The sequence below is a fragment of the Bradyrhizobium forestalis genome (assembly GCF_002795245.1).
Lineage (GTDB): Bacteria > Pseudomonadota > Alphaproteobacteria > Rhizobiales > Xanthobacteraceae > Bradyrhizobium > Bradyrhizobium forestalis.
The window spans coordinates 1-25,146 of the sequence record NZ_PGVG01000056.1 but is presented as its reverse complement, the minus strand read 5'-3'; the positions used below and the strand labels follow the sequence as shown (position 1 = coordinate 25,146).

Sequence of the window (25,146 nt, the reverse complement as noted above, 5' to 3'; positions counted from 1 at the left end):
GGTGAATTGTAGCCTGCTGCGCGTTAATTCATAGTCGGTCCCAAGCAAGAGAATTTGGGAGTGGACGCGCCATGCGGCCCATGACGATCGAAGAACCGGCACGGAAAGTGCCGCTCTATGGCGAGTATGAAGTCGTCGTGCTCGGCGGCGGTCCGGCCGGCATTGTCGCTGCGGCCTCAGCCGCGCGCGCGGGGCGGAAGACGCTCTTGATCGAGCGCTATGGCTTCCTCGGCGGCATGGGAACGGCGGCCGGTGTCACCAATTTCTGCGGCCTGCACGGCAACGTCCATGGCGAGCACCGGCGGCTGGTGCAGGGCATGGCGTCGGAGCTGCTGGCGCGGATCGATCATCTGAACGGCCTCAACGCGCCGCATCTGATCCTCGGCAAGGTCTTTGCCCAGGCTTATGACACCGCGGCCTATAAGATCGCGGCCGACGAGCTGCTCGCCAGCCACAAGGTGCACATCCTCTTCCACGCGCTCGGCGCCGGCGTGCTGATGAGCGATAACAGGCGCATTGACGCGCTGATGGTCGAGACCAAGGCCGGCCGGCAGGCGGTGCGATCGGAGATCTTCATCGATTGCTCCGGCGACGGCGATCTCGCCGTGTGGGCCGGTGCGCCGTTCGACATCGGCGACGAACACGGTCACCCGCTCTATCCGTCGATGATGCTGCGTCTCAACGGCATCGATCCGGAGAAGGCCGGCGATGCCTGGCGCACCATCCCGCAATTGATGGAGAAGGCCGCGGCCGCCGGCACCCACACATTCCCGCGCAAGAGCGCGATCGTGCGGCCGCAGAAATCCGGCATCGAATGGCGGGTGAATTTCACGCAAGTCGCGCGCGAGGACGGCCATGCCATCAACGGCGTCGAGCCTGACGATCTCACCCGCGGCGAGATCGAGGGCCGCAAGCAGGCGCTCGCCGCGTTCGAATTCCTGCGCACCGTGCCGGGCTTTGAAAGATCCTACATCGTCGATCTGCCGCCGCAGCTCGGCATCCGCGAGACCCGCCGCATCAGGGGCGGCTACCAGCTCAGCGGCGCGGACGTGCTCGGCTGCGCCTCGTTCGCGGATTCCATCGGCGTCAACGGCTGGCCGATCGAGGCCCATGTGCCCGGGGACGTCGTCTTCACCTTCCCGCCGATCCCGGAATCGCGCGGCTATAACGAGCTGCCTTACCGGATGCTGGTGCCTGAAGGCGTCGACAATCTTCTGGTCGCCGGCCGCTGTGCCTCGATGACCCATGAGGGCCAGTCGGCGGCGCGGGTCTCCGGTGCCTGTTTCGTGATGGGCGAGGCCGCCGGTTCCGCCGCCGCATTGGCGCTCTCCGGAAACCGGATCCCGCGTGACATCCCCATTGAAAAATTGCAGGAAACGTTGAAACAACAGGGCGCCTTCATCGGGCGGGACCAAGCGGTGCCTGAAGGCCTGTAGCAGACTGCAAGACAACCACGAGAGGAAACGGGATGATCGGAATTGCACGGCTCGCAGCCGCCGGCCTGTTGGCGATCATGGCGATGGGCACGGCGCGCGCCGAGGACGCGCTGAAGGCCAAGATCGGCGTGCTCCGCCTGTCCTCCTCTGCACCGGTCTTCATCGCGCAGGACAAGGGCTATTTCCGCGAGGCCGGCTTAGAGGTCGAGCTGAAATTCTTCGATGCGGCGCAGCCGATCGCGGTCGCCACCACCTCGGGCGATGTCGATTTCGGCGTCACCGCCTTCACCGCCGGCCTCTACAATCTCGCCGGCAAGGGCGTGCTGAAGGTGATCGGCGGCATGAGCCGCGAAAAGCCCGGCTATCCCCTGATCGGCTATTTCGCCAGCAACAACGCCTATGCCGCCGGGCTAAAGACGCCGAAGGACCTCGCGGGCAAGCGCGTGGCGATGACGCAGGTCGGATCGAGCTTTCACTATTCACTCGGCCTGCTCGCCGACAAATACGGCTTCAAGCTCGCGGATGTGAAGATCGTGCCGCTGCAATCGCTGTCGAATGCAGCCGCCGCGCTCAAAGGCGAAACCGTCGATGCGGCGCTTCTCCCGATCTCGACCGCAAGAAAATTGATGGACGAGGGTGGCGCGAAGTTTCTGGGCTGGGTCGGCGACGAGACGCCGTGGCAGCTGGGTGCGGTGTTCGCTTCGCCGAAGACGCTGACCAACAAGGCGCTGGTGACCAAATTCCTCGGCGTGCTCGCGAAAGCCGACCGCGAATATCACGACGTCGTCCTCGCCGCGATGAAGGACGGTGTCGCGCCGATCAACGACAAGACCAAGCCGCTCTTGGAGATCATCGCCAAGTACACCAATCTGCCGGTCGAGCAGGTGGTCGGCAACTGCGCGTACATCGATCCCGACGGCAAGCTGGATGTGAAGAACGTCGACAACCAGATCAAATGGCTGCAGGAGCAGGGTTTTGCGGACAAGGGTTTTGACGTGAATGCGATCATCGCCAAGGATTATGTGAAGGCGGATTGATGCAGCGCGCTCCCCTCTATCCCCGTCATCCGAGGTGCGAGCTCGTGCGTGCGAAAGCACGGCGGGGCGAGCCTCGAAGGATGTACGGCCGAGCTGCATCCGGGCCGTGCATCCTTCGAGGCTCGACTTGCGGCACGCCGCAAGTCGAGCACCTCAGGATGACGGATTGAGAGTGGAGCGCTCCGCATGGACCTGATCGCCAACCACATCACCCACCGCTTCGGCGATCTCGCCGTGCTCGACGACGTCTCCTTCACCGTCGGGGCGGGCGAGGGGGTGGCGATCGTGGGGCCCTCCGGCTGCGGCAAGAGCACGCTGCTGTCGATCCTGGGCGGGCTGTTGCAGCCGAGCTCGGGTGCGCCCGAGCTGCGCGGGGCGCCGCCGGCGGACAGTCTCAATCCGCTGACGTTCGTGTTCCAGGATTTTGCGCTGCTGCCCTGGGCCACGGTGGAGGAGAACGTCGAATTCCCGCTGCTGCACACCCAGCTCACAGCCGCGCAGCGCCGCGCGCTGGTCGAGGACGCGCTGCGCCGCACGGGGTTGACCGATTTTCGCCAGACCTATCCAAAGCAGCTTTCCGGCGGCATGCGCCAGCGCGTCGGCATCTCGCGCGCGCTTGCGGTGAAGCCTGCGATCCTGCTGATGGACGAGCCGCTCTCGGCGCTGGATTCGCAGACCCGCGAATTGTTGATGGAGGACTTCGTCCGCCTGCTCGCCGATGGCGGCATGGGCGCGGTCTATGTCACCCACAATCTCGAAGAGGCCGCGCGGCTCGCTGATCGCATCGTGGTGCTGTCGCGGCGGCCAGGCCGCATCCGCGAGGTCGTGACCGTGCCGATGACGCGCGCCGCGCGGGCCGAGGCGGCAGCGCGCGAAAAGCTGCTCGCGCTGCAGAACCAGATCTGGTCGCTGATCCGCAACGAGGCGATCGACGCCGAGCGTGAGGTCCAGCATGCTTGATCGCGCGCCGGCGGAAATTGCGAAGGACACTGCGACGCGCCGCGTTCGCTTCCGTGGCGCAGGCTTCGTGCCCGCGTCGAGCCGCTTCGGCGGCTGGATCGCGCTGGCCCTCGTCATCGCGATCTGGCAGGCCGCCGGCAGCACCGGCCTCGTCAATCCGCTGTTCCTGCCGGCGCCGTCGGCGATCGCGCATGCGCTCTACGAGCTCGCGATCTCAGGCGCGCTCTGGCAGCATCTGTCCGCTTCGCTCTTGCGCATCGGTGTCGGCTGGCTGCTGGGAACGGCAGCGGGCGTTGCCGTCGGCTTCGCCATCGGCCTGTCGCGGCTCGCGCGCAGCGTCGGCATCACCTTCATCTCGGCGCTGTTCCCGATCCCGAAGATCGCGCTGCTGCCGCTGTTGATCCTCTGGCTCGGCATCGGCGAGGAACCGAAGATCGCGACCATTGCGCTCGGCGTGTTCTTCTCGACCGCGATCTCGGTCTATAGCGGCGTCGATGCGGTGCCGCGCAACCTGATCCGCATGGCGCAGAGCTTCAACGTTCCCTTCGCCACCATCGTGCGCAAGGTGATCTGGCCCGGCGCGCTGCCGGCGATCCTCGCCGGCTTCCGCATCACCGCTTCCGTCGCGCTGCTGCTCGTCGTCAGCGCCGAGATGATCGGCGCGCAATACGGCATCGGGGCCTTCGTGCTGCAGGCCGGCAATCTGATGCAGACCGATCAGCTGCTCGCGGGCGTGGTGATCCTGTCGGTGTTCGGGCTCGCGGTGGGGAAGGTGATCGGCTGGCTGGAGATAAGGCTGTTGCACTGGCGGTAGCCTCCGCTGTCGTCCCGGGCAAGCGTAAGCGCAGACCCGGGACCCATAACCACAGGCAGGCGTGATTAAGGGGACTCGGAGTTATTCGCTTCGCGCTCTCACGACAGCCCGTAGCTATGGGTCCCGGATCGGCACGCGCTTAAGGCGCGCTTGTCCAGGACGACACCGGCTATGGGGCCAATGCCTCACCCTCACGCGTTCCCGCGATCCTCACGGAACAGATCCAGCTTCTGCTGCACCGGCCGGTCCGAGAAGCTGAACAGCACGGCGTCCTCATCCGCCTCGTGCGTCACCCAGTGCCAGCTCGGCACCACGAACAGATCGCGCGGGCCCCATTCGAAAACGGCATCGCCGATGCGGCTGCGCCCCTTGCCTTCGATCGGACAGAACACGGTCGCATCGGTCGAACGATAGCGCGCGGTGTTAAAACCCTTCGGCAACAGCTGGATGAAGGTGCCGATCGTCGGCATCGCGAAATCGCCGGTCTCGGGATTGCTGAACTTCAGCTTGAGCCCGTGGCAGGCGTCCCACTCCTGGCTGGCGCGGGCCTTCTCCAGCGCCTCGCGGGTATAGGCATAGGGATAGCTGAAGATCGGCGAGGTCTTCGAGCTCCGCTTGACCTCGACCGGCAAGAGGTTGTGGCCGTAGCGCGCAAAGCTGTCGCCTGCGGGTTTGGTAATTTTCTGCTGGTCCTCTTTCGCTCCTTCCGCGAAGGAGCAGTCGAAGAACTGCACCAGCGGAATATCGAGGCCATCGAGCCAGAACATCGGCTGATCGGTCTCGTTGGAATGATCGTGCCAGGTCATCGACGGTGTGATGATGAAGTCCCCGGGCTCCATCGCGGTGCGCTCGCCGTCTACCGCCGTGTGGGCGCCCTTGCCTTCCAGCACGAAGCGCAGCGCCGACTGGCTGTGGCGGTGCGCGGGCGCGACGTCGCCGGGCACCACCATCTGCACGCCGGCATAGAGCGAGGTCGTGATCTTGGATTGTCCGCGCAGCCCCGGGTTCTCCAGCACCAGCACGCGCCGCTCGGCTTCCTTGGCCGTGATCAGCTTGCCGGCTTCAAGCATGTAGTCGCGGATGATGTCGAACTTCCAGAGGTGAGGGCGGCAGGCGCTCCTCGGCTCCGGCGTGATCAGGTCGCTCATCACCGTCCACAGCGCGGTGAGATTCTCGCCGTCGATCTTCCTGTAGAACGCCTCGCGTTCGGGCGTCTTGGTCACGGCTTCCATGGCGCGGCTCCCGTTGGTTCTTGTCGATTGACAGTATACTGACGATCTGGGTAGCGTCAATGTGACGGGCAAGATACAAGCAACGGAGATCACGGGAGGGTTCCGATGAAGCTGCACGGCTATTTCCGCTCAAGCGCCGCCTATCGGGTGCGGATCGCGCTGAACCTCAAGGGCATCAGTTCCGAGCATCTGCCGCATCATTTGCGCAAGGGCGAGCAATGTGCGCCCGCCTATCTCGCCATCAACCCGCAAGGCCTGGTGCCGGCGCTGGAGGACGATGCGGGTGCGGTGCTGACGCAATCGGTCGCCATCATCGAATGGCTCGACGAGACGCACCCCAATCCGCCGCTATTGCCGAAGGATCCGCTACGCCGCGCCAAGGTGAGGGCGTTCGCGCTGGCGATCGCCTGCGACACGCATCCGGTGCAGAACCTGAAAGTGCTGGCGCGGCTGCGCGAGCTCGGCCTGCCCGAGGAGAAGGTCCAGGACTGGGCGGCCTGGGTCAATCGCGAGGGCCTGTCGGCTTGCGAGACGCTGATCAAGGACGAACCGGGCCCGTTCTGCTTCGGCGCTGCGCCGACGCTCGCCGACCTCTGCCTCGTGCCGCAGCTCGCCAATGCGCGCCGCTTCGGCGTCGACGTCTCGGCCTATCCGCGCCTGCTCATGGCCGAGACCGCCGCGAAGGCGCTGCCGGCGTTTGCCGATGCCGCACCGGAGAAGCAGCCCGATGCCGAGTAAGCCTGCCGCTCCGATCACGATTGACGCGGTCTATGCCGCGCCGGGCTATCTATTCCGCCGCATGCAGCAGATCGCGGTCTCGATCTTCATGGAGGAGTGCAAGGCGTTCGATCTCACGCCGGTGCAATATGCCGCGCTGGTCGCAATCCATACCCATCCCGGCATCGACGCGACACGGCTGTCGGCGGTGATCGCCTTCGACCGCTCCACGCTCGGCAGCGTGATCGAACGGCTGCAAGCCAAGGACTATATCGAGCGCAAGCCGGCGCCCGAGGACAAGCGGATCAAGCTGCTCTATCTGACGAAGTCGGGCGCCGCGATCCTGCGCGAGATCATCCCCGCCGTCGAACGTGCCCAGGCGCGCATGCTGGAGCCGCTCAAACCTGCCGACCGCAAGGCGCTGATGGGGCTTCTGGTGCAACTGGTCGATCTCAACAACGAGGCATCACGCGTGCCGCTGCGGGCGGAAGATGCGCTGGAGCATCTGGGCAAGGGCGGGTGAGGGGATGTGAGGCGCGCCGATTGCTTGATGGGGGCGTGCTGTAGCCCTTATCTCCGCTGTCATTCCCCGCGAAAGCGGGGAATGCAGTACGCCGCGGCCTCTCGGCTCAATCACAACTGCCTCTGGAATACTGGATCGCCCGCCTTCGCGGGCGATGACAGCGAGCGTGTGGCCGCGCGAGTGCGCCCCTCACGCCCTCGCCTTACATCCTCAGCAACGCCTGCCGATCGATCTTCCCCGTGCCCGTCTTTGGCAGCTCGTCGATGAAGATCACCTCGCGCGGATATTTGTACGGCAGCAGCTTGCCCTTCACGTAATCCTGCAGCTTGCGCGTCGCTTCGCCCTGATCGGCCGCGCGGTCGTTCATCACCACCACCGCCTTCAGCGTCATGCGACGGTCCGGCAGCTCGGCGGCGAACACCGCGCATTCGCGGATGTCAGGGTGGTCGGCGAGACACAGCTCGACCTCGAGCGGATAGACCCACTGGCCGGAGATCTTGATGAGGTCGTCGGCGCGGCCGCGGAAGAAGTGGAAGCCGTCGGCATCACGGACGAAACGGTCGCCGGTGTAGATCCACCCCCCCTCGCGGATGGTTTCGGCGGATTTGTCCGGCCGGTTCCAGTATAGCGGCGTGTTGGAATCGCCGCGGACCCAGAGGATGCCTTCCTCGCTGTCGCCGACCTCACGTCCATCCTTGTCGCGCAGCGCGACCTCGTAGCCGGGCACGCGCAGGCCGGCGGCACCTAGCTTCTTCTGCTCGGGGCGGTTGGAGAGATAGATGTGCAGCACCTCGGTCGAGCCGAGGCCTTCGACGATCTCGAGGCCGGTGAGTGTCTTCCAGCCGTTGAAGACCTCGGCCGAGAGCACCTCGGCGGCGGAGAGCGCCATGCGCAGCGAGGAGAAATTCGTCTTGTCCGCGCCTTCGGCCTTGGTCAGCGATGTATAGAGCGTCGGCAGGCCGAAGAACACCGTCGGCTTGTATTGCTCGATCGCCGCGAAGATCGATGCAGGCTTCGGCTGGCCCGGCAACAGCAGCGTCGCGGCGCCTGCCGAGAACGGGAAGGTGACGGAGTTGCCGAAGCCGTAGGCGAAGAAGATCTTCGGCACTGAGAAGCAGATGTCATCGGGCGTCAGGGTCAGCACGTTCCGCGCAAAGGCGGCATCGGTGTAGGCCATGTCGTGCTGGAGATGCACGATGCCCTTGGGCCGTCCGGTCGAGCCGGAGGAGTACATCCAGAACGCCATTTCGTCGCGATGCGTCGGCGCTTCCGCCAGCTCTGTCGGAAATTGCGCGAGCCAGCTTGCAGCCGCGACCGCCCGCGGCGCCGCGTGATCGCCCGCCTCGCCATTGACGACGATCAGCATCCGCAGGTTCGTGTCCCTGCAAGCCTCCGCATTGAAGCGCGCCGCGAACTCGGCATCCGCGACCGCGACAGTCGCGCCGGAATCGGCGAGATAGAATTGCAGGAGGTCCGGCGGCGTCAGCGTGTTGATCAGGAGCGGCACGAAGCCGGCGCGGACCGCGCCGAAGAACGCGGCCGGGTAGGCCGGCGTGTCGTCGAGGAACAACAGCACGCGCTCGCCGCGCGTGAGGCCAAGCGAGGTGAAACCGTTGCCCCAGCGGCAGGCGTCGCCGCAGAGCTCGGCATAGGTCCGCGTGCCTGCCGGGCCCATCAGCGCGAGCTTGTCACCGCGGCCTTTGCCGAGATTGTCGAACAGCACGCGGCTGGCATTGTAAATTTCAGGAATGGCAAAGCCGATCTCGCGCGCGCCCGGGCTGTCCGCGGGCACCTGGTCGCTTATCTCTCTGCTCATGCTGCATCTCCGCCGTTCTTGGCGGCCTCGTAGCGGGCCATGAAGGCCGGCGACATCGCGCGCAGCCGGGAATCGTCGATGCGGCCGGAGCGGGTGATATAGCTGTAGGCGAAGTCCATCAGGGGAAGCTTCATGTGCTCGGCGAAGTGTTCGTACCAGAACGCACTCGTGCGCGCGGCATCGACGAGCTTCTGCACGATGGGCTTGCGCGCGGCCTGATAGCGGTGCAGCGCGGTCGCAAGATGCGCATCCGACTCCAGCGCCTTGACCAGTGCGATGGCGTCCTCGATCGCGAGTCGCGTGCCCGAGCCGATCGAGAAATGTGCGGAATGCAGCGCATCGCCGATCAACACCATGTTCTTGAACGACCAGTGCTCGTTCCAGACCCAGGGGAAATTGCGCCACACCGATTTGTTGGAGACGAGGCAATGGCCACCGAGCGTGTCGGCGAATACCTCCTCGCAGATACCCTTGGACTGCTCGACGTCCTTGTAGGCGAAACCATAGGCCTGCCATGTCGCGTGATCGCATTCGACCAGGAAGGTGCTCATGGTCGGCGAATAGCGGTAGTGATGGGCGTTGAAGGTGCCGCGGTCGGTCTTCACGAAGGTCTGCGACAATGTGTCGAAGCGTTTCGAGGTGCCGTACCAGACGAACTTGTTGGAGGAGTAGGACAGCGAGGTGCCGAAGTCGCCTTCATGGGCTCGGCGCACCAGCGAGTTGAGCCCGTCGGCGGCGACGATCAAATCGTGGCCATTGAGCTGGTCGATCGCCTGGATCTGCGTATCGAAGCGCGGCGTGACGCCGGCATCGAGCGCGCGCTGCTGCAGGAACTTGAGCAGCTCGAGGCGCCCGATCGAGGAGAAGCCGACGCCGTCGATGGCGACGCTGTCGCCGTGCAGGTTCAGCGTGATGTTCTCCCAGCTCTCCATGTGCGGGGCGATCGCATCGACCGTCCCGGGGTCATCGGCGCGCAGGAACTCGAGGGCCTGCTCGGAGAACACGACGCCAAAGCCCCAGGTCGCGTCGGCCGGGTTCTGTTCGAACAGGTCGACCTGATCCTCGGGGTGACGCTTCTTCCAGAGATAGGCGAAGTAGAGCCCACCGGGCCCCCCGCCGATCACGGCGATCCGCAACGTCTGCCTCCCTAATTGACAGTATACTTACTATCTAGGGGTAGACTAATGTGCTCCAGCGCCCGGCGCCAGCGGAATTATCGGCATGGCCCGGCACGCCATAGCTCGCCTCCGGACACGTTTTCCGGGTGTCCGAAACCGTCAGGTGCGAACCATAGCGAAACCGGGCCGGATTGGCCACCCGGGCGCGTCAAACGCAGCGCTTCACATAGACCCCGTTCACCAGCACCCTGGTGCAACGGACCACGGGCACGGGCTTGCGGACCACGACGGCCGCGTTCGGACCGGCGCAGCCGGCGCGATACACGCCGCGGGCGCATACCACCGCATTGGCATCGGTGGTCTCGAACGTCATGGTCGCGGCGAAGGCAAAGAGAGCAGAAGCAACGAGCAGCAGTGAACGCATGTTGTCCTCCCGGTCCTATCGTGATCGAAATCGGCTACCTGCGAAAAAGCTCATCGTGCGCCGCTTTATCGCGCGACGAAGGGCGCCAGCACGTCCTTGCAGGCCGGCGACAGCGACGCGGCATTGCTGGCGAGGCATTGTATGATGCGGCCGCCGCCAGCCTCGACGCCGGCGCAGATCGTACGGATGTCGGCGCCGCAGGCCGATTGGGCGACAAACAGTTGCTCGCGCGGCCGTAGCGGGCGCAAGACCAGCATGGTCGGTGCCGCGGCGGGCGCCGTCGCGGGAGCCGCACCCGCAGGCGCCGTAGTTGCTGTGCCGGATGCCGCGCTCAGCGCACTTTGGCAGGACGGTGAGACCCTTGCCTTGTTCTTCTCCAGGCATTCGAGCGCGGGAGCGCCGCCCGGCGGCACGCTGGCGCAGACTTTTGGATAGTCGGACCGGCAGGCGCTCTTGATGGCGGCGACCTGCGCGCTGCTCGGCTGCTTGGCGGGAGCAGCTTTTGACGCCGTCGCTGGCGCGGCCGGCTTGGCAGGTTCGGCGGGCGGCGCGCTAGGCGCCGCCTGGGCCTTCGGTGCGGCGGGTGCCGCCGGTGCAGCTTCAGTCTTCGGCGCGGCGGGAGCGGCTTCAGCCTTCGGTGCCGTCGGCGGCTCGAGCGCGCGAACGGCGGTCTGGCATCCCGACGACAGGCTGGACATGTTCTTCTGCAGGCACTGAAACGCCTCCGCGCCGCCCGGCGTCACGCTTGAACAACGTGCCATGAAGTCCGACCGGCATGCGGAGCGGATCGCGCTCTTCTGGGCCTCGGTCGGTGCTTGCGCGACGGCGACTGTTGCGGTTGCGAACAGCGCTGCCGCCAGCAACGCGCCGCGCGTGGAGCCACGCTTCAATGTCTCGAACATCTGTACGAGTTCCTGCCCTATGGAGCGCTCGAACGACCGTTCGGCGCTCTAAAAAAATGATGTGATTGCAATCGTCGCGAGCCATGCGGTGCATGGCATCATTGGCCGCTTTGTCCGCTATCGCAAGCAGATTGTGGCCAAGGACGACGCAATGAGGGCGGCGCTAGAGCTTCACCATACGCTTGCCGCGGTTCTCGCCCGCGAGCAATCCAATCAGCGCTTTCGGCGTATTCTCGAGGCCGTCGATGATGTCCTCCTGCACCTTCAGCCTGCCGGACTTGACCCAGGCCTGCAGCTCGGTGAGCGCGCGCTGGCTCTCCTTCATGTAGTCCATCACGATGAAGCCTTGCATGGTCAGCCGCTTCACCACGATCAGCCCGGGCACGCCGCGCGGGCCGTGCGCGGCAGGAGCGCCGTCGTATTGCGAGATCGCGCCGCAGCAGGCGATGCGGCCATAATTGTTCATCTGTGGCAGGCAGGCCTCGAGAATGTCGCCGCCGACATTATCGAAATAGACGTCGATGCCGTCAGGCGCCGCTGCGCGCAGCGCCTTGAACACCGCGCCGTCCTTGTAGTCCACCGCGGCATCGAAGCCGAGCTCGGACGTCAGCCATCTGCACTTGTCTGCGCCGCCGGCGATGCCGATGACGCGGCATCCCTTGATCTTCGCAATCTGGCCGACGATCGAGCCGACCGAGCCTGCGGCCGCCGAGACCACGACCGTCTCGCCCTCCCTGGGCTTGCCGACCTCCAGCAGGCCGAAATAGGCGGTGAGGCCGGCGATGCCGAACACGCTGAGCAGGTGCGTCATCGGCTCGAGCTTCGGCATCTTGGTGAGATGCTTCGCCGGCACCGCGGCAAATTCCTGCCAGCCGGTGTCACCGAACACGATGTCACCGGGCGCGAGCTCAGGCGCCTTCGAGCTGACGACCTCGGAAATAGTGCCGCCGGCCATCACGCTGTTGGCTTCGACGGCGGAACGATAGGTCGCGCCGTGCATCCAGGCGCGGTTGGCCGCATCGAGCGAGATGTAACGCACGCGCAGCAGGGCCTCGCCGTCCTTCGGCTCCGGCACTGTGCTCTCCACCATCTTGAAATGCTCGGGACCGAGCTTGCCGCTAGGCTTCTCCACCAGAAGAATTTGGCGATTGATGTTGCCGCTCATGGCGTTCCCTCCCTGATTGTCTTGACGATTATTGATGCAGCCGCCGCAAACAGAACGTGCAGGCCGCATCTGTTGTGCGCTGCATGAAGGCTAGATCGCTGCGTTCGATTTCACAACGGGAACATCCTGAAAACACGACCACACGCAAAGCGTGTTGCGTCGCTGTGATATCTGCGACATCATGAAGCGCCGGTGTACGTGGGGGTAAGCGATGTCCAACAGGTTCACGCAATACATTCTGGCGGCGATGGTGCTCGGCATCGTCATGGGGTCGGCGATCTACAATTTCCTGCCCGACACGCGCGCCGACTGGGCGTCCTCCATCAACCTGATCGCCATGATGTTCCTGCGCCTGATCAAGATGATCATCGCGCCTTTGGTGTTCGCGACCCTGGTCGGCGGCATCGCCCATATGGGCTCGGGCTCCAAGCTCGGCCGTATCTTCGCCAAGACCATGGGCTGGTTCGTCAGCGCGTCTTTCGTCTCGCTGCTGCTCGGCCTGATCATGGTCAATCTGCTGCAGCCCGGCGCGAACTTCCCCGGCACGCTGCCCGCGGCGGGCCAATCGACCGGCCTGCCGGTCTCGGCCTTCTCGATCGAGAAATTCCTGACCCATCTGATCCCGACCTCGATCGCGGACGCGATGGCGCAGAACGAGATCCTCCAGATCGTGATCTTCGCCGTGTTCTTCTCGGTGGCGATGGGTGCAATGCCGGAGCGCTCCAAGTCGATCCTGGCGCTGATCGACGACGTCGGCCACATCATGCTGAAGGTGACGGGCTACGTGATGCTGTTCGCGCCGCTCGCGGTGTGGGCCGCGATCACCGCGACGGTCGCCAAGAACGGTCTCGCCGTGCTGTGGAAGCTCGTCGTGTTCATGGGCGGCTTCTATCTCTCGCTGGCGATCCTGTGGACCATCCTCGTGATCGTCGGCTTCATCGTGATCGGGCCGCGCTACAGCCATCTTCTGAAGCTGATCCGCGAGCCCCTGATGATCGCGTTCTCGACCGCGAGCTCGGAGGCGGCCTATCCGAAGACGCTGGAGGGCCTCAACCGCTTCGGTGCCTCGTCGCGGATCTCGAGCTTCGTGCTGCCGCTCGGCTATTCCTTCAACCTCGACGGCACGATGATGTACTGCACCTTCGCCAGCATTTTCATCGCGCAGAGCTATCACATCGACATGCCGCTCGGCACCCAGCTCGCGATGCTGGCGACGCTGATGATCACCTCCAAGGGCGTCGCCGGCGTGCCGCGCGCCTCGCTGGTGGTGATCGCCTCGACGCTGGCGCAGTTCAACATCCCCGAGGCGGGCCTGCTCATGATCATGGGCATCGACACCTTCCTCGACATGGGTCGCAGCGCCACCAACGTGATCGGCAATACGCTTGCGACCTCGGTCGTGGCCAAATGGGAAGGTGAGCTCGGGCCCGAGCATGCGCTCGGACCCGGCGACGTCGTGCCTGAGGACATGGTCCCGGGCGAAGTGCCCGCGATGGCCGGCCATGGGTAGGAGCGAACCATGGGCCAGACACTGGCGAGGTCAGTGATCGGCGGGTTCCTGTGGCTCGCGGCAGCATCGTTGCTCGCGACCACAGCGTTCGCCCAGACTGTCGGCAGCGAAGGGCTCAGCCCGACGCTGTCGGCGATCAAGACAGCGCACACCGTGCGGCTCGGCTATCGCGAGAGCTCGCCGCCGTTCTCCTTCCTCGACCAGTCGGGCCGCCCGATCGGCTATAGCCTCGAGCTCTGCGAGGCCATCGTCGAGGAGATCGGCGTCGAGGTCGACGATCCCAACCTCAAGATCGATTACGTCAAGGTCACCTCGGACGACCGCATCGACGCCGTGCTCCAGAACAAGATCGATCTGGAGTGCGGCTCGACCACGGCCAATGCCGAGCGCGGCAAGCGCGTCGCATTCTCGCCGCTGATGTTCGTCGCCGGCACCAAGCTGATGGTGCCGAAGGGAGCGGCTGTTTTCGGTGTCGCAGATTTGAAGGGCAGGACCGTGGTGGTGACCAAGGGCACGACCAACGAGCAGGCGATGCATGCGGCCGACAAGAAATATGCGCTTGGCCTCAACATCGTCACCTCGCCGGACCACGAGCAATCGTACCAGATGCTCGCCGACGGCAAGGCCGATGCGTTCGCGACCGACGACATCCTGCTCTCCGGCCTGATCGCGCGCCACAAGGCGCAGGACAAGTTCCGCGTCACCGGCGACTATCTGTCCTACGATCCCTACGGCATCATGTTCAGGAAAGGCGAGCCGCAGCTCGCCGCGGTGGTCGAGCGCGCCTTCCGCAAGCTCGGCTCCAACCGCGACCTCGTCCCGCTCTACAACAAATGGTTCACCGCGAGGCTGCCCACAGGCGAGCGCCTGAACGTGCCGATCTCGCTGCAACTGGAGGAGGCGTTCAAGGCCATGGACGATTCCGCGAGTGCGAATAATTAAGGGGGGCGTCTTCGTCGAAGCGTTAGCGGTGTAAATTCCGTCATCCTGAGGTGCGAGGCCCGCGATGCGAACGCATCGCGGGGCGAGCCTCGAAGGATGAACGGCCGCGCTGCTACAGCCGGGCCGTCGCCCTTCGAGGCTCGCCGAAGAGGCGAGCGCCTCAGGGTGACGGTGACAGATCAGGGCTCGCGGCGCTCTTCCCCAAACACCCGATCCAGCGCCGCGTCGTACGTCGCCTGCACCAGCTCCGGATGCAGCTTCGCCAGGGCTTCCATCATCACGCCGGAGTTGATCTCGAGCACGCGCCAGGCGCCATCGACACGGACAACGTCGATGGAGGCGAAGACGATGCCGATGGCATTGGCGGCATCGATCGCGAGCTTCGCGCATGCCGTTCGAGCCTCGCTGTTCTTCAGCAGCACCGGCTTTGCACCGGCGTCGAGATTGTGCCGCCAATCCGATCCACGCTGCTTGCTGTAGACGACGAGTGGCTCATCATCGAGCAGCACCACGCGGACCTCCTCCTCGATCGCGACATAGGGCGAGATCACGAGCCCTGCGCTCATCGAAAAAACCGCGCTGGCCGCGTGGTCGAGTTCCGCCTCCGTCGTCACCTTGAACACCGAGCGCCCCGATGTCCCCTCGTTCGGCTTCACCACCACGCCCTGCGGATGGTCGTGGAGCAGCACGAGCATTGCCTCTCGCCAGTCGGCGCCAACAACATTCTGGCCCAGCCTGGGGTTGAGGAAGAGCTGATGGGGAACGCAGGGCACGCCCGCCAGCGCCAGCGCCTCGGCGGTGGCTGATTTGTCGTTGGCGAGGCGGTGGGCGATGGCGCTGTTGAGGCCGATGTCGTAGCCGAAGGCGAAGTGGCGCCTCGGTCCCCGGCGCATTGCGATCAGCCAGCCACCGGCGCGGACATCGACCGCGATGCCGTGGTCCGCACAATAGCGCCTGATCGCCTGAACGAAGATTCGCTCTCCGCTTGCCATGTCCTCGTCGCTCCTGTCGCCAAAAGCCGCAAAAACGCGGGAATCGGCGCCAATCGGGATGAAAATCAGAGCTATTCTTAATGAAATTCTCGCGAGCGCGCCGGAAATTAAGTGCTCCAACCGGGCATCAGGGAGGAAAGAAATTGCCCTGCGCGCCTGCCCGGCAGCAGATTCATTAATGATGTGACCAGTTCTGCCGCAAATGCCGGTTTGACCGGCATCAATTGCATCCGAAACGAGGTTGATTATTGGTCTCAATGGCGTAGATCACACACGCGAAATCCTCCGCCATGGCAAATGGTGACCGCCCCGATTTCAGGGCCGGGCAACGCGTTTGCCCTAAAACCGCAGTTATTCGGAACATCGAAAATTATGAGCGCGTTTTACCGAGAGAAGGTTCTTTCCGTCCACCACTGGACCGACACGCTGTTCAGCTTCCGCGCCACGCGCGACACCGGCTTCCGGTTCCAGAACGGCCAGTTCGCCATGATCGGCCTCGAGGTCGACGGCCGTCCGCTGCTGCGCGCCTACAGCATGGCGAGCGCCAACCACGAGGAAGAGCTCGAGTTCTTCTCGATCAAGGTGCAGGACGGCCCACTGACCTCGCGCCTGCAGAAGATCAAGGAAGGCGACACCATCCTGGTCGGCCGCAAGGCGACCGGCACGCTGATCACCGACAACCTGCTTCCCGGCAAGCGGCTGATGCTGCTCTCGACCGGCACCGGCCTTGCGCCCTTCGCCAGCCTGATCAAGGACCCCGAGGTCTATGACCAGTTCGAGTCGATCGTGCTGGTGCATGGCTGCCGCCAGGTCTCCGAGCTCGCCTATGGCGAGAAGCTCGTCGCGACCCTGCGCGAGGATGAGCTGTTCGGCGAGCTGCTCACGGACAAGCTCGTCTATTATCCGACCGTGACCCGCGAGCCGTTCAGGAATCGCGGCCGCATCACCGATCTCATCAGCTCCGAGCAGATCTTCAACGACATCGGGCAGTCGCCCCTCGACATCGCAACCGACCGCATCATGATGTGCGGCAGCCCGGCAATGCTCGAAGAGCTGAAGGTGATGTTCGAGAGCCGTGACTTCATCGAAGGCAGCGGCAACAAGCCCGGCCATTTCGTGATCGAAAAGGCCTTCGTCGAGCGCTAGGCGCCGTTCGCCGTCGTGCCGGACGGCTAGCCATCCACTCAGCCGTCGTCCCGGACAAGCGTAAGCAATCCGGGACGAGCAGTTTGGCGAACGCTGGTAACCACCAGCTTCGCGCAACATCCCTTCCTGTGGTTATGGATCCCGGGTCTGCGCTTGCGCTTGCCCGGGACGACAGCTGAGCTTGTGGAATCCAGTATGGGCCGCTCGCAGCCCATTACGGGCCCCGCGGCCGCCGTCCCTTCTTTCCCATTCGCTTCTGCTGCACTGCAAAAGCCTGTCCTCTCGGCTGATTGATTTGTCTCGGCCGAATTCGCTAGCCTGAAACAAGGGCCGCGTCATATCCGTATGACAGGCAAAGGCGTATCGTACCGCCTCATGCTGGCGAGAGGATGGGAATCGTGGCCGACGACAACAAGACGCAGGAAGCTCCCAAACGCCTGCCGCTGGCGGAAGAGGGGATCATGGAAACCCTGCTGCTGCCCTTCTCGCCGCGCTTCATCGTGCTGACGATCTGCGCGGTGGTCACCGCGCTCCTGATCGGCATCGGTATCGTCGACCGCAAGATCTTCGACATCCTGCTGGTCCCGATCCTGATCTTCGCCGCGCTGACGCTGCTCGGCATCCGCGATCTCCTGCAGAAGAGCCACGCGGTGCTGCGCAACTACCCGATCTCCGCGCATATCCGCTTCCTGCTCGAAGAAATCCGGCCCGAGATGCGGCAGTATTTCTTCGAGAGCGAGAAGGACGGCATGCCGTTCTCTCGCGACACCCGCGCGGTGGTCTATCAGCGCGCCAAGATGGAGCTCGACAAGCGGCCGTTCGGCACCCAGGAGGACGTCTATCGCGAGGGTTACGAGTGGATGCATCACTCGGTCTCGCCGAAGGCGCATGCCAAGGAAAAATTCCGTGTCGTGATCGGTGGGCCGGATTGCGCAAAACCCTATTCGGCCTCGGTGTTCAACATCTCGGCGATGAGTTTTGGCGCGCTCAGCCCGAATGCGGTGCGGGCGCTGAATGCCGGCGCGAAGAAGGGCGGCTTCGCGCACGACACCGGCGAGGGCGGCGTCAGCCCCTATCACCGCGAGATGGGCGGCGACATCATCTGGGAGATCGGCTCCGGCTATTTCGGCTGCCGTCATCTCGACGGCTCCTTCGATCCCGAGGCATTCGCGCGCGTCGCCGGCGAGGACCAGATCAAGATGGTCGAGCTCAAGGTCAGCCAGGGCGCCAAGCCGGGCCATGGCGGCGTGCTGCCGGCGGCCAAAGTCTCGGAGGAGATTTCGAAAATCCGCGGCGTGGCGATGGGCGAGGACTGCATTTCGCCGGCCTCGCACCGCGCCTTCTCCACGCCGGTCGGCATGATGCAGTTCATCGCGGAGATGCGGCGCCTGTCCGGCGGCAAGCCGGCCGGCTTCAAGCTGTGCATCGGTCATCCCTGGGAATTCCTGGCGATCTGCAAGGCGATGCTGGAGACCGGCATCTATCCCGATTTCATCGTCGTCGACGGCAATGAGGGCGGCACTGGCGCGGCGCCGCTGGAGTTCATGGATCATTTGGGCGTGCCGATGCGCGAGGGCGTCAATTTCGTCCACAACGCGCTGGTCGGCATCAATGCGCGCGACCGCATCAAGATCGGCGCGTCCGGCAAGATCGCCACCGCCTTCGACATGGCGCGCGCCATGGCGATCGGTGCCGACTGGTGCAATTCGGCGCGCGGCTTCATGTTCTCGCTCGGCTGCATCCAGTCGCTGAGCTGCCACACCGACCGCTGCCCGACCGGCGTCGCAACGCAGGACCCGACGCGCGCGCGCGCTCTCTACGTGCCGCTCAAGATCGACCGCGTGCACAATTACCACCATGCGACGCTGCACTCGCTGACCGAGCTGATCGCCGCCGCCGGCCTCGAACATCCGCAGCAGCTGCGCCCGATCCATTTCAGCCAACGGACCTCGACGACCCAGGTGAAGTCCTTCGCGCAGCTCTATCCGGCGCTGCGCCCGGGCGAGCTGCTCGAAGGCACGGAAGATCCGCGCTTCCGCGACGCCTGGAAGATGGCGCGCTCCGAGACGTTCCAGCCGTCGCCGTGAGATGCCGGCCGCGGCGGGCAGCCCTGCGCCAGGCCGTAAATCTCCGCTGTCGTCCCGGACAAGCGTCAGCGCCGATCCGGGACGATGCGTGGAGCCGGCGCAGCAGCATGCGCCACTTCACACGAGCGCTGCCTCACGCCGCCGCCTGCTCGCCGCGCCGAGTCGCCAGGATCTTGTCGATCCTCCGTCCGTCGAGATCGATCACCCCGATGTGCCAGCCGCCGCAATCGAAGGCGTCGCCGACACTGGGCAGCATGTTGAACTGGTGCAGCACGAGGCCCGCCACCGTGTTGTAACGGTGCGGCGGCAATTCGATGCCGAGCAGCTCGCCGAACTCGTCGACCGGCATCCAGCCGGAGATCAGCAGCGAGTCGTCGTCGCGCCTGATGAAGGCCGGCTCGGGCGGTCCTTCCTCGGAATGGAAGGCGCCGACGATCGATTCGAGGATGTCGGCGGCCGTCACCATTCCTTCGAAGGCGCCGTATTCGTCATAGACGAGACCGACGTGAACCGGCGCCGCTTTCAGGATGGTCAGCACGTCGCGCGCATCTGCCGACACCGGGATGCCGGGCGCCTCGCGCACGAGCGCGCGCAGGTCCGGGTTGCGTTCGTTCATATAGGCAACCAGCAGGTCCTTGGCCTGGAGCACGCCGATCGGCTTGTCGCGGTCACCGTCGGAGACGGGAAATCGCGAATGCGGGCTCTTGGCGATGATCTCCTGGATGGCGGCCGGCTCGTCGTTCAAATCGATCTCGTCGACATCCGTGCGCGGCGTCATGACGGCGCCGACCGGCCGGTCGCCGAGCCGCATCACGCCGGCGATCATCTCCTTCTCGCCGGGCTCGAGCACGCCGGCGCTCTCGGCCTCGCTGACGAGGTGATGGATCTCGTCCTCCGAGACCTTCTCCTCGGCCTTGCCGCCGCGGCCGAGCAGCGTGAGGATCAGCTTGCCGGAGAGGTCGAGCAGAAAGACGAGCGGCAGCGATATCTTCGCAAGCAGGTGCATCGCGGGCGCGACCCGGACTGCGATGCTTTCGGGATCGCGCAGCGCGACCTGCTTCGGCACCAGCTCGCCGACGATCAAGGTGGCGTAGGTGATCAGCGTGACGACGATGCCGACCCCGACGATGTCGGCAAGCCCTGAGGAGAGGCCGAGCTCGAGCAGCCATTGCGTCAGCCGCTGCCCGAGTGTCGCGCCCGAGAACGCGCCGGAGAGCACGCCGACCAGCGTGATGCCGATCTGCACCGTCGACAGGAACTTGCCGGGATCGGCCGCAAGCGTCAGCGCCCGCTCGGCGCCGCGCACGCCCCTGGCCGCCAGCAGCGACAGCCGCGCCGGACGCGACGAGACCACGGCCAGCTCGGACATGGAGAGCAGGCCGTTGATGACGATCAGGACGACGACGATAACGAGTTCCAGCGAGAGCATTGACGTTCCAGAGGTAAGCAAGTGTGGCCGGATGGCGGCGCAAGCCATTGATATAGGTATTCGGCGAGGAAGTGCTGGCAATTCTGCGCGCCGTCACCCAGGGAACCCGCGCGGGACAGCGCTCTCAAAGGCCCTCCGCGACGACCTGACACTCCGCCGAACTACGGAGCGTGGCTTAACGAGCCCTTAGTGGCCGCCGGCTAGGTTTTCGACATTGCAGAAATGTATTCGGGGGACCTGAGGAATGCGGATCGGGAAGCTTTTCGCGCTGTCGATGCTGACGGTGACGGTATTTGCAGTCATCCTTGGCGCCGAGGTTCTGATACCCCAGACGCGCATCTTCACGAACCGCTCCGACGCGATCAAGACCGTCGATGCCTTTGGCGCGACGCTGATGGCCAGCCAGCATGTCGCCAGCCTTCGCGCTCCCTATATCGGACCGATCTTCCAGGAAGGCGCCGCAACGCAGGCACAGCTCGAAGCTGCCACGAAGGCCGCGAAAACTGCCGAGGCGGGCTTCGAGGCGGCAAGGCGCGCCGTCATGGTGCTGGATGACGGCGGCGCGATTGCCGAGAATCTCGACCGTGCCGCACGGCGGCTGAAGGAGATCACCACCGCGGCCGATCGTGCGATGGGCGTTCCCCTCGCGGCGCGCGACAGTGCCGCGACAAAGGGCTTCCTGCCCGGTGTTGCCGAGGTCATCGGCCACATCGAACCGGTCATGAACCGGCTCGAGGCGAAGGTCATCAATGCCGATTCCTCGCTTGCGGCGCTGTTGAGCCTGGCGCGGACGGCGCAGGATCTGCGTGTTTCGGCCGGCAGCCGCGCGGCCACGCTGTCCCCGGCGCTCTCCGTACGCCGCCCGCTCAGCGCGGCTGAATTGTCGCTGATGGACCGCATGCAGGGACGCGTGGAGGCCGACCGCGAGCGCATCGAGGCCGGTATCGACCAGCTCGGAAATCCCTCCCGCATCGCTGCCGCGCTCAAGGCGGCAACGGCGTCCTATTTCGGACAAGCAGCGGTTGCCGTGGACAAGGAGATGCCTGCAGCCCGGAGTGACGGCAAGTACGGCGCCACTGCCGACGAGCTGGCGAAGGTGATCGTGCCGGCCATCCAGATGTTCTACGGCGTGCGCGACGCTGCGCTGGCGGAAGCAGCCGAGCGCGCTTCGGCTGCACGCGATGGCGCGCTGGCAATGCTCGCGCTTGCGGCCGTTGCGGTGCTGGCGCTGCTCGGAACGCTCGGTGGCGTGACCATGATGCTGCGCAGCCGCGTCGTGACGCCGCTTGCGAAGCTCGCAGACGTGATCGCAACGCTCGCCGCCGGACAGCATGAGGTCGAGATCCCGGCGACGGGCCGCAACGACGAGATCGGCCAGGTTGCGGGCTCGCTTCAGCACTTCAAGGATTCGCTACGCGCCAAGAAGGCCGCCGACGAGGCCGCCGCAGTCGAAGCCGACGCGAAGCTCCGGCGCAGCCAGCGCATGGACCAGATCACGCGCGAGTTCGAAGCCATGATCGGCGACGTCATCAACACCGTCTCGTCGGCCTCCTCCGAGCTGGAAGCGTCTGCGGGAACGCTGACGAGCACGGCCGACCAATCGGAAAAGGTCACCGCGACCGTCGCGGCCGCCTCCGAACAGGCCTCCACCAACGTGCAGACCGTCGCCGCGGCGGCCGAGGAGATGGCTTCGTCGGTCGACGAGATCAGCCGTCAGGTCCAGGATTCCGCGCGCATCGCCGGCGAGGCGGTGCAGCAGGCGGGGCGGACCAACGATCATGTCGGCGAGCTCGCCAGGGCCGCGGGCCGGATCGGGGACGTCGTCGAGCTCATCAGCCAGATCGCAGGCCAGACCAATCTTCTGGCCCTCAATGCCACCATCGAGGCGGCGCGCGCCGGCGAGGCCGGACGCGGCTTTGCCGTCGTCGCCTCCGAGGTCAAGGCGCTGGCCGAGCAGACCGCCAAGGCCACCGGCGAGATCAGCCAGCAGATATCGGGGATTCAGACGGCGACCGAGGACTCCGTCGGCGCCATCAAGGCGATCGGCGACACCATCACGCGCATGTCCGAGATCGCGTCGGCAATCGCCTCCGCGGTCGAGGAGCAGGGCGCGGCGACACGCGAGATCTCACGCAACGTGCAGCAGGCCGCGCGCGGCACCCAGCAGGTCTCCGCCAGCATCGTCGACGTGCAGCGCGGCGCGAGCCAGACCGGATCGGCCTCCTCCAACGTGCTCGCGTCGGCCAAATCGCTGTCTGGTGAGAGCAGCCGTCTCAAGACCGAGGTCGGAAAATTCCTGGACGCGATCCGCGCGGCGTAGCGATCCGCCATCGGCACAATCGATACGAGCCGAGGATTCGAACACCTCTCCCGTAGGGAGAGGTCGGATCGCATCAAAGATGCGATCCGGGTGAGGGCTTACGCTCTCACCGAATGCTGCGGCCCCTCACCCGGATTGCTCAGGCGCGCAATTGCGCGCCATAGCAATCCGACCTCTCCCCGTCGGGGAGAGGTGAAGCACGCCGGCGAAACCCGATCTCATTGCGTCCGAGCCGCCGCTCAGAACTCCCCGTGCAGCCGCCCCGAAAACACCGACACCGGTCCGCGGTCGGCGTTGTAGGCAGGGTTGACGATGAGCTGGTAGTCGGCGGTGAGGGTGATGTTCTTGTTCACCGCGTAGGCGTAGTAGGTCTCGAGGATGCGCTCCTTGCGGTAGTTGAGCGCTCCGTCACCGATCAGCACGCCGAGTCCGCCGGCGGCCAGGAAGTCGCGATAGTCCTGCGAAATCGCATTGATCGCGCCGCCGATCCCGATCACGTCGTCGGGCCGGCCCCATGTCGTGCCCTTGATCGACAATCCCGCGGACAGGCTGCGATGAATGTCGGTGAAGGCCAGCGTTTCGAACCGGCCATCGTTCCAGCTCCAGCGGCCGAACAGCCCGACATCGTCCGTGATCGCCTGCTCGAGGTTGAGCACATAGCCGTACTTCACACGGCCGCGCCGGGTCTGCGCGATGTCGAGATTGAGCGCGGGATTGTCCAGCGTCTCGCGGAAGCTGCCCATGTTGGCGCTGTCGAGCCAGCCCATGGTCCTGAGCTTGCCGGGCTGGCCGAGCAGCGAGAAGCGCGTCTCGAGCTCGAGCACGTACTGGCCGCGCTCCCCGACCCTGGTGTCGAAATGATTCGAGTTGGACTCGGAGACCATTAGGAAATAGCCGCCGCGCAGCGCCCAGTGCTTCTGGTTGAGCTCGGCGGTGACGCCGTAGGTGAGGCCGACCTTGTCGGCGGAATAGTCGAAGGCGCCGGGCGCCCATAGCGACCAGTTCATGAAGTCCTTGCGGGTGTCCTTGGCGTAGGCATTGCCGTCGAACACGTCGACCACCGCGAACTTGCCGGCCTGCAAGGTGAGGCGCGACACGTCGACCTTCTGTCCCAGCTGCAACTGACTGCTCGCGAGCTCTTCCTGCTCGCCGCCGAATCCGAAGGTCTGACGCACGAACAGGCGCGAGGTGTTGTAGTGCGGGTAGGGGAAGTTCGACTTCTGCGCTTCGCCGTTCGGGAAGCCGGCGGCACCGACGGTGTCGTTCAGTCCAAATCCCTGGAGCAATTCGGGATTGTAATAGACCTCGCCGCCGTCCCACAGCCGCGCGTTCAGGAATAGGCTGTTGCTCCACGTCGCCTTGGCCTGCCGCGACGGCGACAGCGAGTTTGGCCCGGTGTAGAGGGCGGGGAACGACGGATAGCCTTGCGGCAGATAGGTGCTCTGGCCGTGGATCTCCCAGCGATCCGATTCCGTGTCGATCAGCGAGCTCTTCGGGTCATAGCTCGGCATGCCCGGCCAATCGACCTTGCGGTTGAGGCCGAGCCTGACCTGCTGGAAGTCGAGTGACGAGGAGCTGTATTGGGCTCCAGTCGAGAACGCGACATTGGCGCCGTCAAAGCGGCTGTAGAGATATTCGAGCCGCGCGCTCCAATGCGGTGCGAAACCGTATTCGATGCCGGCACCCGCGACCCAGCCGGGCCGCGTGTTCAGGATTTTCGGGACTGCTTCGCCGGAAGCCGGCGTGTCGAAATAGCGCTCGCCCATCCAGGCGAAGCCGCCGGTGGCATAGACGAGCCACGGGCCGCTGGTGTAGCCGACGCGGCCGCGCAGGCTGGCGGTGTAGTCCCATTGCTGCGTGACGGTGTTGGCAGGTGTCGCCAGAAAGGAGACGATCGAGTTCGAGGTGATGTAGTTGGGAAACGAGAAATCGCCTTCGACGCCGACCAGCCAGCCGGAGTTGAGCCGGTAATTGTAGCCGGCCTGCACGCCGCCGATCATGCCGCTGAACACGCCGCTGTCGTTGATTGCCGTGCCATCGTTCAGCGCAAAGTGCGACGAGCCGCGGCCATAGCCGGCATGCGCGCCGATATAGAGGCCGGTCCAGTCATAGACCGCTTTCAAGGCCGGCGCCTTCAGCGGCAGATCGGCCGCGCGGCTGGCGGCCGGAAAAACCAATACGCCCGTGGCAATCGCCGCGGCCGTTCGCAAGCACCGGTGTCTGTGACCTCTCAACGCCAAAACGCACGCCCCCCAAACGCGAATGTGTCCCACCCGCCGCGATATCCCTGCCGGGTCGCGGCGATTCTGTCATCAGGCCTCGGCGATCGAGGCGATCGGCCGAGATGATCTCGATTCGACCCGGCTTCGCCCCAAGTTCCTGATCCTGCGACAAACCTTATTGCGATTAATTCGCAATAGCAACTGGCGTGCGCTGCTGCAGAGGATGGTTCGCACCGCTGTGTGACGCGGCTGCAACATGATCAGGGAGCCCAAAATGGATGACCCCGCCCGGGGGGACAGCCGGGCGGGGTCATCCATTTTGGGCTCCCTGATCATGTTGCAGCCGCGTCACAC

The 25,146-nt window shown here is 65.0% G+C and carries 20 protein-coding genes; 11 read left to right on the top strand and 9 right to left on the bottom strand.

Translation table 11 applies throughout. From position 1 onward, the window contains the following. The first annotated feature begins 71 nt into the window (after positions 1-71). From CVM73_RS35480 to CVM73_RS35465, 4 genes are all read left to right on the top strand, one after another. Positions 72-1,436 carry an FAD-dependent oxidoreductase gene (locus tag CVM73_RS35480; RefSeq protein ID WP_100236392.1) on the top strand — a complete coding sequence of 455 codons (1,365 nt, stop codon included), beginning with the start codon at positions 72-74 and terminating at the stop codon, positions 1,434-1,436. 32 nt (positions 1,437-1,468) lie between these two features. Continuing rightward, positions 1,469-2,473, top strand: a complete 1,005-nt coding sequence (locus tag CVM73_RS35475) for an ABC transporter substrate-binding protein (protein ID WP_100236391.1) — start codon at positions 1,469-1,471, stop codon at positions 2,471-2,473. Positions 2,474-2,659: 186 nt separating this feature from the next. Continuing rightward, positions 2,660-3,433, top strand: coding sequence for an ABC transporter ATP-binding protein (locus CVM73_RS35470; protein ID WP_100236390.1), 774 nt, complete (start codon positions 2,660-2,662; stop codon positions 3,431-3,433). Then, complete coding sequence (locus CVM73_RS35465; protein WP_100236389.1) at positions 3,426-4,247, top strand: ABC transporter permease; 822 nt, start codon at positions 3,426-3,428, stop codon at positions 4,245-4,247. The genes CVM73_RS35470 and CVM73_RS35465 overlap by 8 nt, the downstream gene beginning before the upstream one ends. Positions 4,248-4,438: 191 nt before the next feature. On the opposite strand, the gene gtdA is transcribed toward CVM73_RS35465, so the two are convergent. Further along, a complete protein-coding gene (gtdA, locus tag CVM73_RS35460; RefSeq protein ID WP_100236388.1) occupies positions 4,439-5,479 on the bottom strand; it encodes a gentisate 1,2-dioxygenase in 1,041 nt (346 codons plus the stop codon). Between the two features lie 105 nt (positions 5,480-5,584). Here gtdA and maiA point away from each other — a divergent pair, with 105 nt between their 5' ends. Further along, positions 5,585-6,217: a maleylacetoacetate isomerase gene (maiA, locus tag CVM73_RS35455; RefSeq protein ID WP_100236387.1), complete on the top strand. Its 633-nt coding sequence runs from the start codon at positions 5,585-5,587 to the stop codon at positions 6,215-6,217. Continuing rightward, entirely contained in the window at positions 6,207-6,719 is a 513-nt protein-coding gene (locus CVM73_RS35450; protein WP_167407237.1) for a MarR family winged helix-turn-helix transcriptional regulator, read from the top strand. Before maiA ends, CVM73_RS35450 begins: the two co-directional genes overlap by 11 nt. 202 nt (positions 6,720-6,921) lie before the next feature. On the opposite strand, the gene CVM73_RS35440 is transcribed toward CVM73_RS35450, so the two are convergent. The 5 genes from CVM73_RS35440 to CVM73_RS35420 form a co-directional block, all read right to left on the bottom strand. Beyond that, complete coding sequence (locus CVM73_RS35440; protein WP_100236384.1) at positions 6,922-8,535, bottom strand: benzoate-CoA ligase family protein; 1,614 nt, start codon at positions 8,533-8,535, stop codon at positions 6,922-6,924. Further along, a complete protein-coding gene (locus CVM73_RS35435) occupies positions 8,532-9,671 on the bottom strand; it encodes an FAD-dependent monooxygenase (RefSeq protein WP_167407236.1) in 1,140 nt (379 codons plus the stop codon). Before CVM73_RS35435 ends, CVM73_RS35440 begins: the two co-directional genes overlap by 4 nt. 190 nt (positions 9,672-9,861) lie before the next feature. Beyond that, positions 9,862-10,077, bottom strand: coding sequence for a hypothetical protein (locus CVM73_RS35430; RefSeq protein WP_100236383.1), 216 nt, complete (start codon positions 10,075-10,077; stop codon positions 9,862-9,864). A 65-nt stretch (positions 10,078-10,142) separates the two neighbouring features. Continuing rightward, positions 10,143-10,979 (bottom strand): cysteine rich repeat-containing protein, encoded by an 837-nt coding sequence (locus CVM73_RS35425; protein ID WP_100236382.1) that lies wholly within the window; start codon positions 10,977-10,979, stop codon positions 10,143-10,145. Between the two features lie 163 nt (positions 10,980-11,142). After that, entirely contained in the window at positions 11,143-12,144 is a 1,002-nt protein-coding gene (locus tag CVM73_RS35420; protein ID WP_100236381.1) for an NADP-dependent oxidoreductase, read from the bottom strand. Positions 12,145-12,355: 211 nt separating this feature from the next. Between CVM73_RS35420 and CVM73_RS35415 the strand changes: the two genes are divergently transcribed. Together CVM73_RS35415 and CVM73_RS35410 are read left to right on the top strand one after the other, a co-directional pair. Then, a complete protein-coding gene (locus CVM73_RS35415) occupies positions 12,356-13,654 on the top strand; it encodes a dicarboxylate/amino acid:cation symporter (RefSeq protein ID WP_100236380.1) in 1,299 nt (432 codons plus the stop codon). 9 nt (positions 13,655-13,663) lie between these two features. Beyond that, the gene (locus CVM73_RS35410) at positions 13,664-14,596 is read left to right on the top strand and encodes an amino acid ABC transporter substrate-binding protein (RefSeq protein ID WP_100236379.1); all 933 of its coding nucleotides are present in this window, start codon (positions 13,664-13,666) and stop codon (positions 14,594-14,596) included. 179 nt (positions 14,597-14,775) lie between these two features. Here the strand turns inward: CVM73_RS35410 and CVM73_RS35405 are convergent, their stop codons facing one another. Then, positions 14,776-15,588 (bottom strand): ATP-grasp domain-containing protein, encoded by an 813-nt coding sequence (locus CVM73_RS35405; RefSeq protein ID WP_100236378.1) that lies wholly within the window; start codon positions 15,586-15,588, stop codon positions 14,776-14,778. Positions 15,589-15,960: 372 nt separating this feature from the next. Here CVM73_RS35405 and CVM73_RS35400 point away from each other — a divergent pair, with 372 nt between their 5' ends. Together CVM73_RS35400 and CVM73_RS35395 are read left to right on the top strand one after the other, a co-directional pair. Beyond that, positions 15,961-16,734: a ferredoxin--NADP reductase gene (locus CVM73_RS35400; protein ID WP_100236377.1), complete on the top strand. Its 774-nt coding sequence runs from the start codon at positions 15,961-15,963 to the stop codon at positions 16,732-16,734. Positions 16,735-17,123: 389 nt separating this feature from the next. Then, positions 17,124-18,821: an FMN-binding glutamate synthase family protein gene (locus CVM73_RS35395; protein ID WP_208639284.1), complete on the top strand. Its 1,698-nt coding sequence runs from the start codon at positions 17,124-17,126 to the stop codon at positions 18,819-18,821. A 133-nt stretch (positions 18,822-18,954) separates the two neighbouring features. On the opposite strand, the gene CVM73_RS35390 is transcribed toward CVM73_RS35395, so the two are convergent. Further along, on the bottom strand, positions 18,955-20,250 hold the full coding sequence (locus CVM73_RS35390) for a hemolysin family protein (RefSeq protein WP_100236376.1): 1,296 nt from the start codon (positions 20,248-20,250) through the stop codon (positions 18,955-18,957). A 244-nt stretch (positions 20,251-20,494) separates the two neighbouring features. On the opposite strand from CVM73_RS35390, the gene CVM73_RS35385 reads away from it, so the two are divergent. Next, the gene (locus tag CVM73_RS35385) at positions 20,495-22,570 is read left to right on the top strand and encodes a methyl-accepting chemotaxis protein (RefSeq protein WP_100236375.1); all 2,076 of its coding nucleotides are present in this window, start codon (positions 20,495-20,497) and stop codon (positions 22,568-22,570) included. Between the two features lie 239 nt (positions 22,571-22,809). Here CVM73_RS35385 and CVM73_RS35380 read toward each other — a convergent pair whose 3' ends face one another. Continuing rightward, positions 22,810-24,780 (bottom strand): carbohydrate porin, encoded by a 1,971-nt coding sequence (locus CVM73_RS35380; protein ID WP_100236374.1) that lies wholly within the window; start codon positions 24,778-24,780, stop codon positions 22,810-22,812. Between the last annotated feature and the right edge of the window lie 366 nt (positions 24,781-25,146).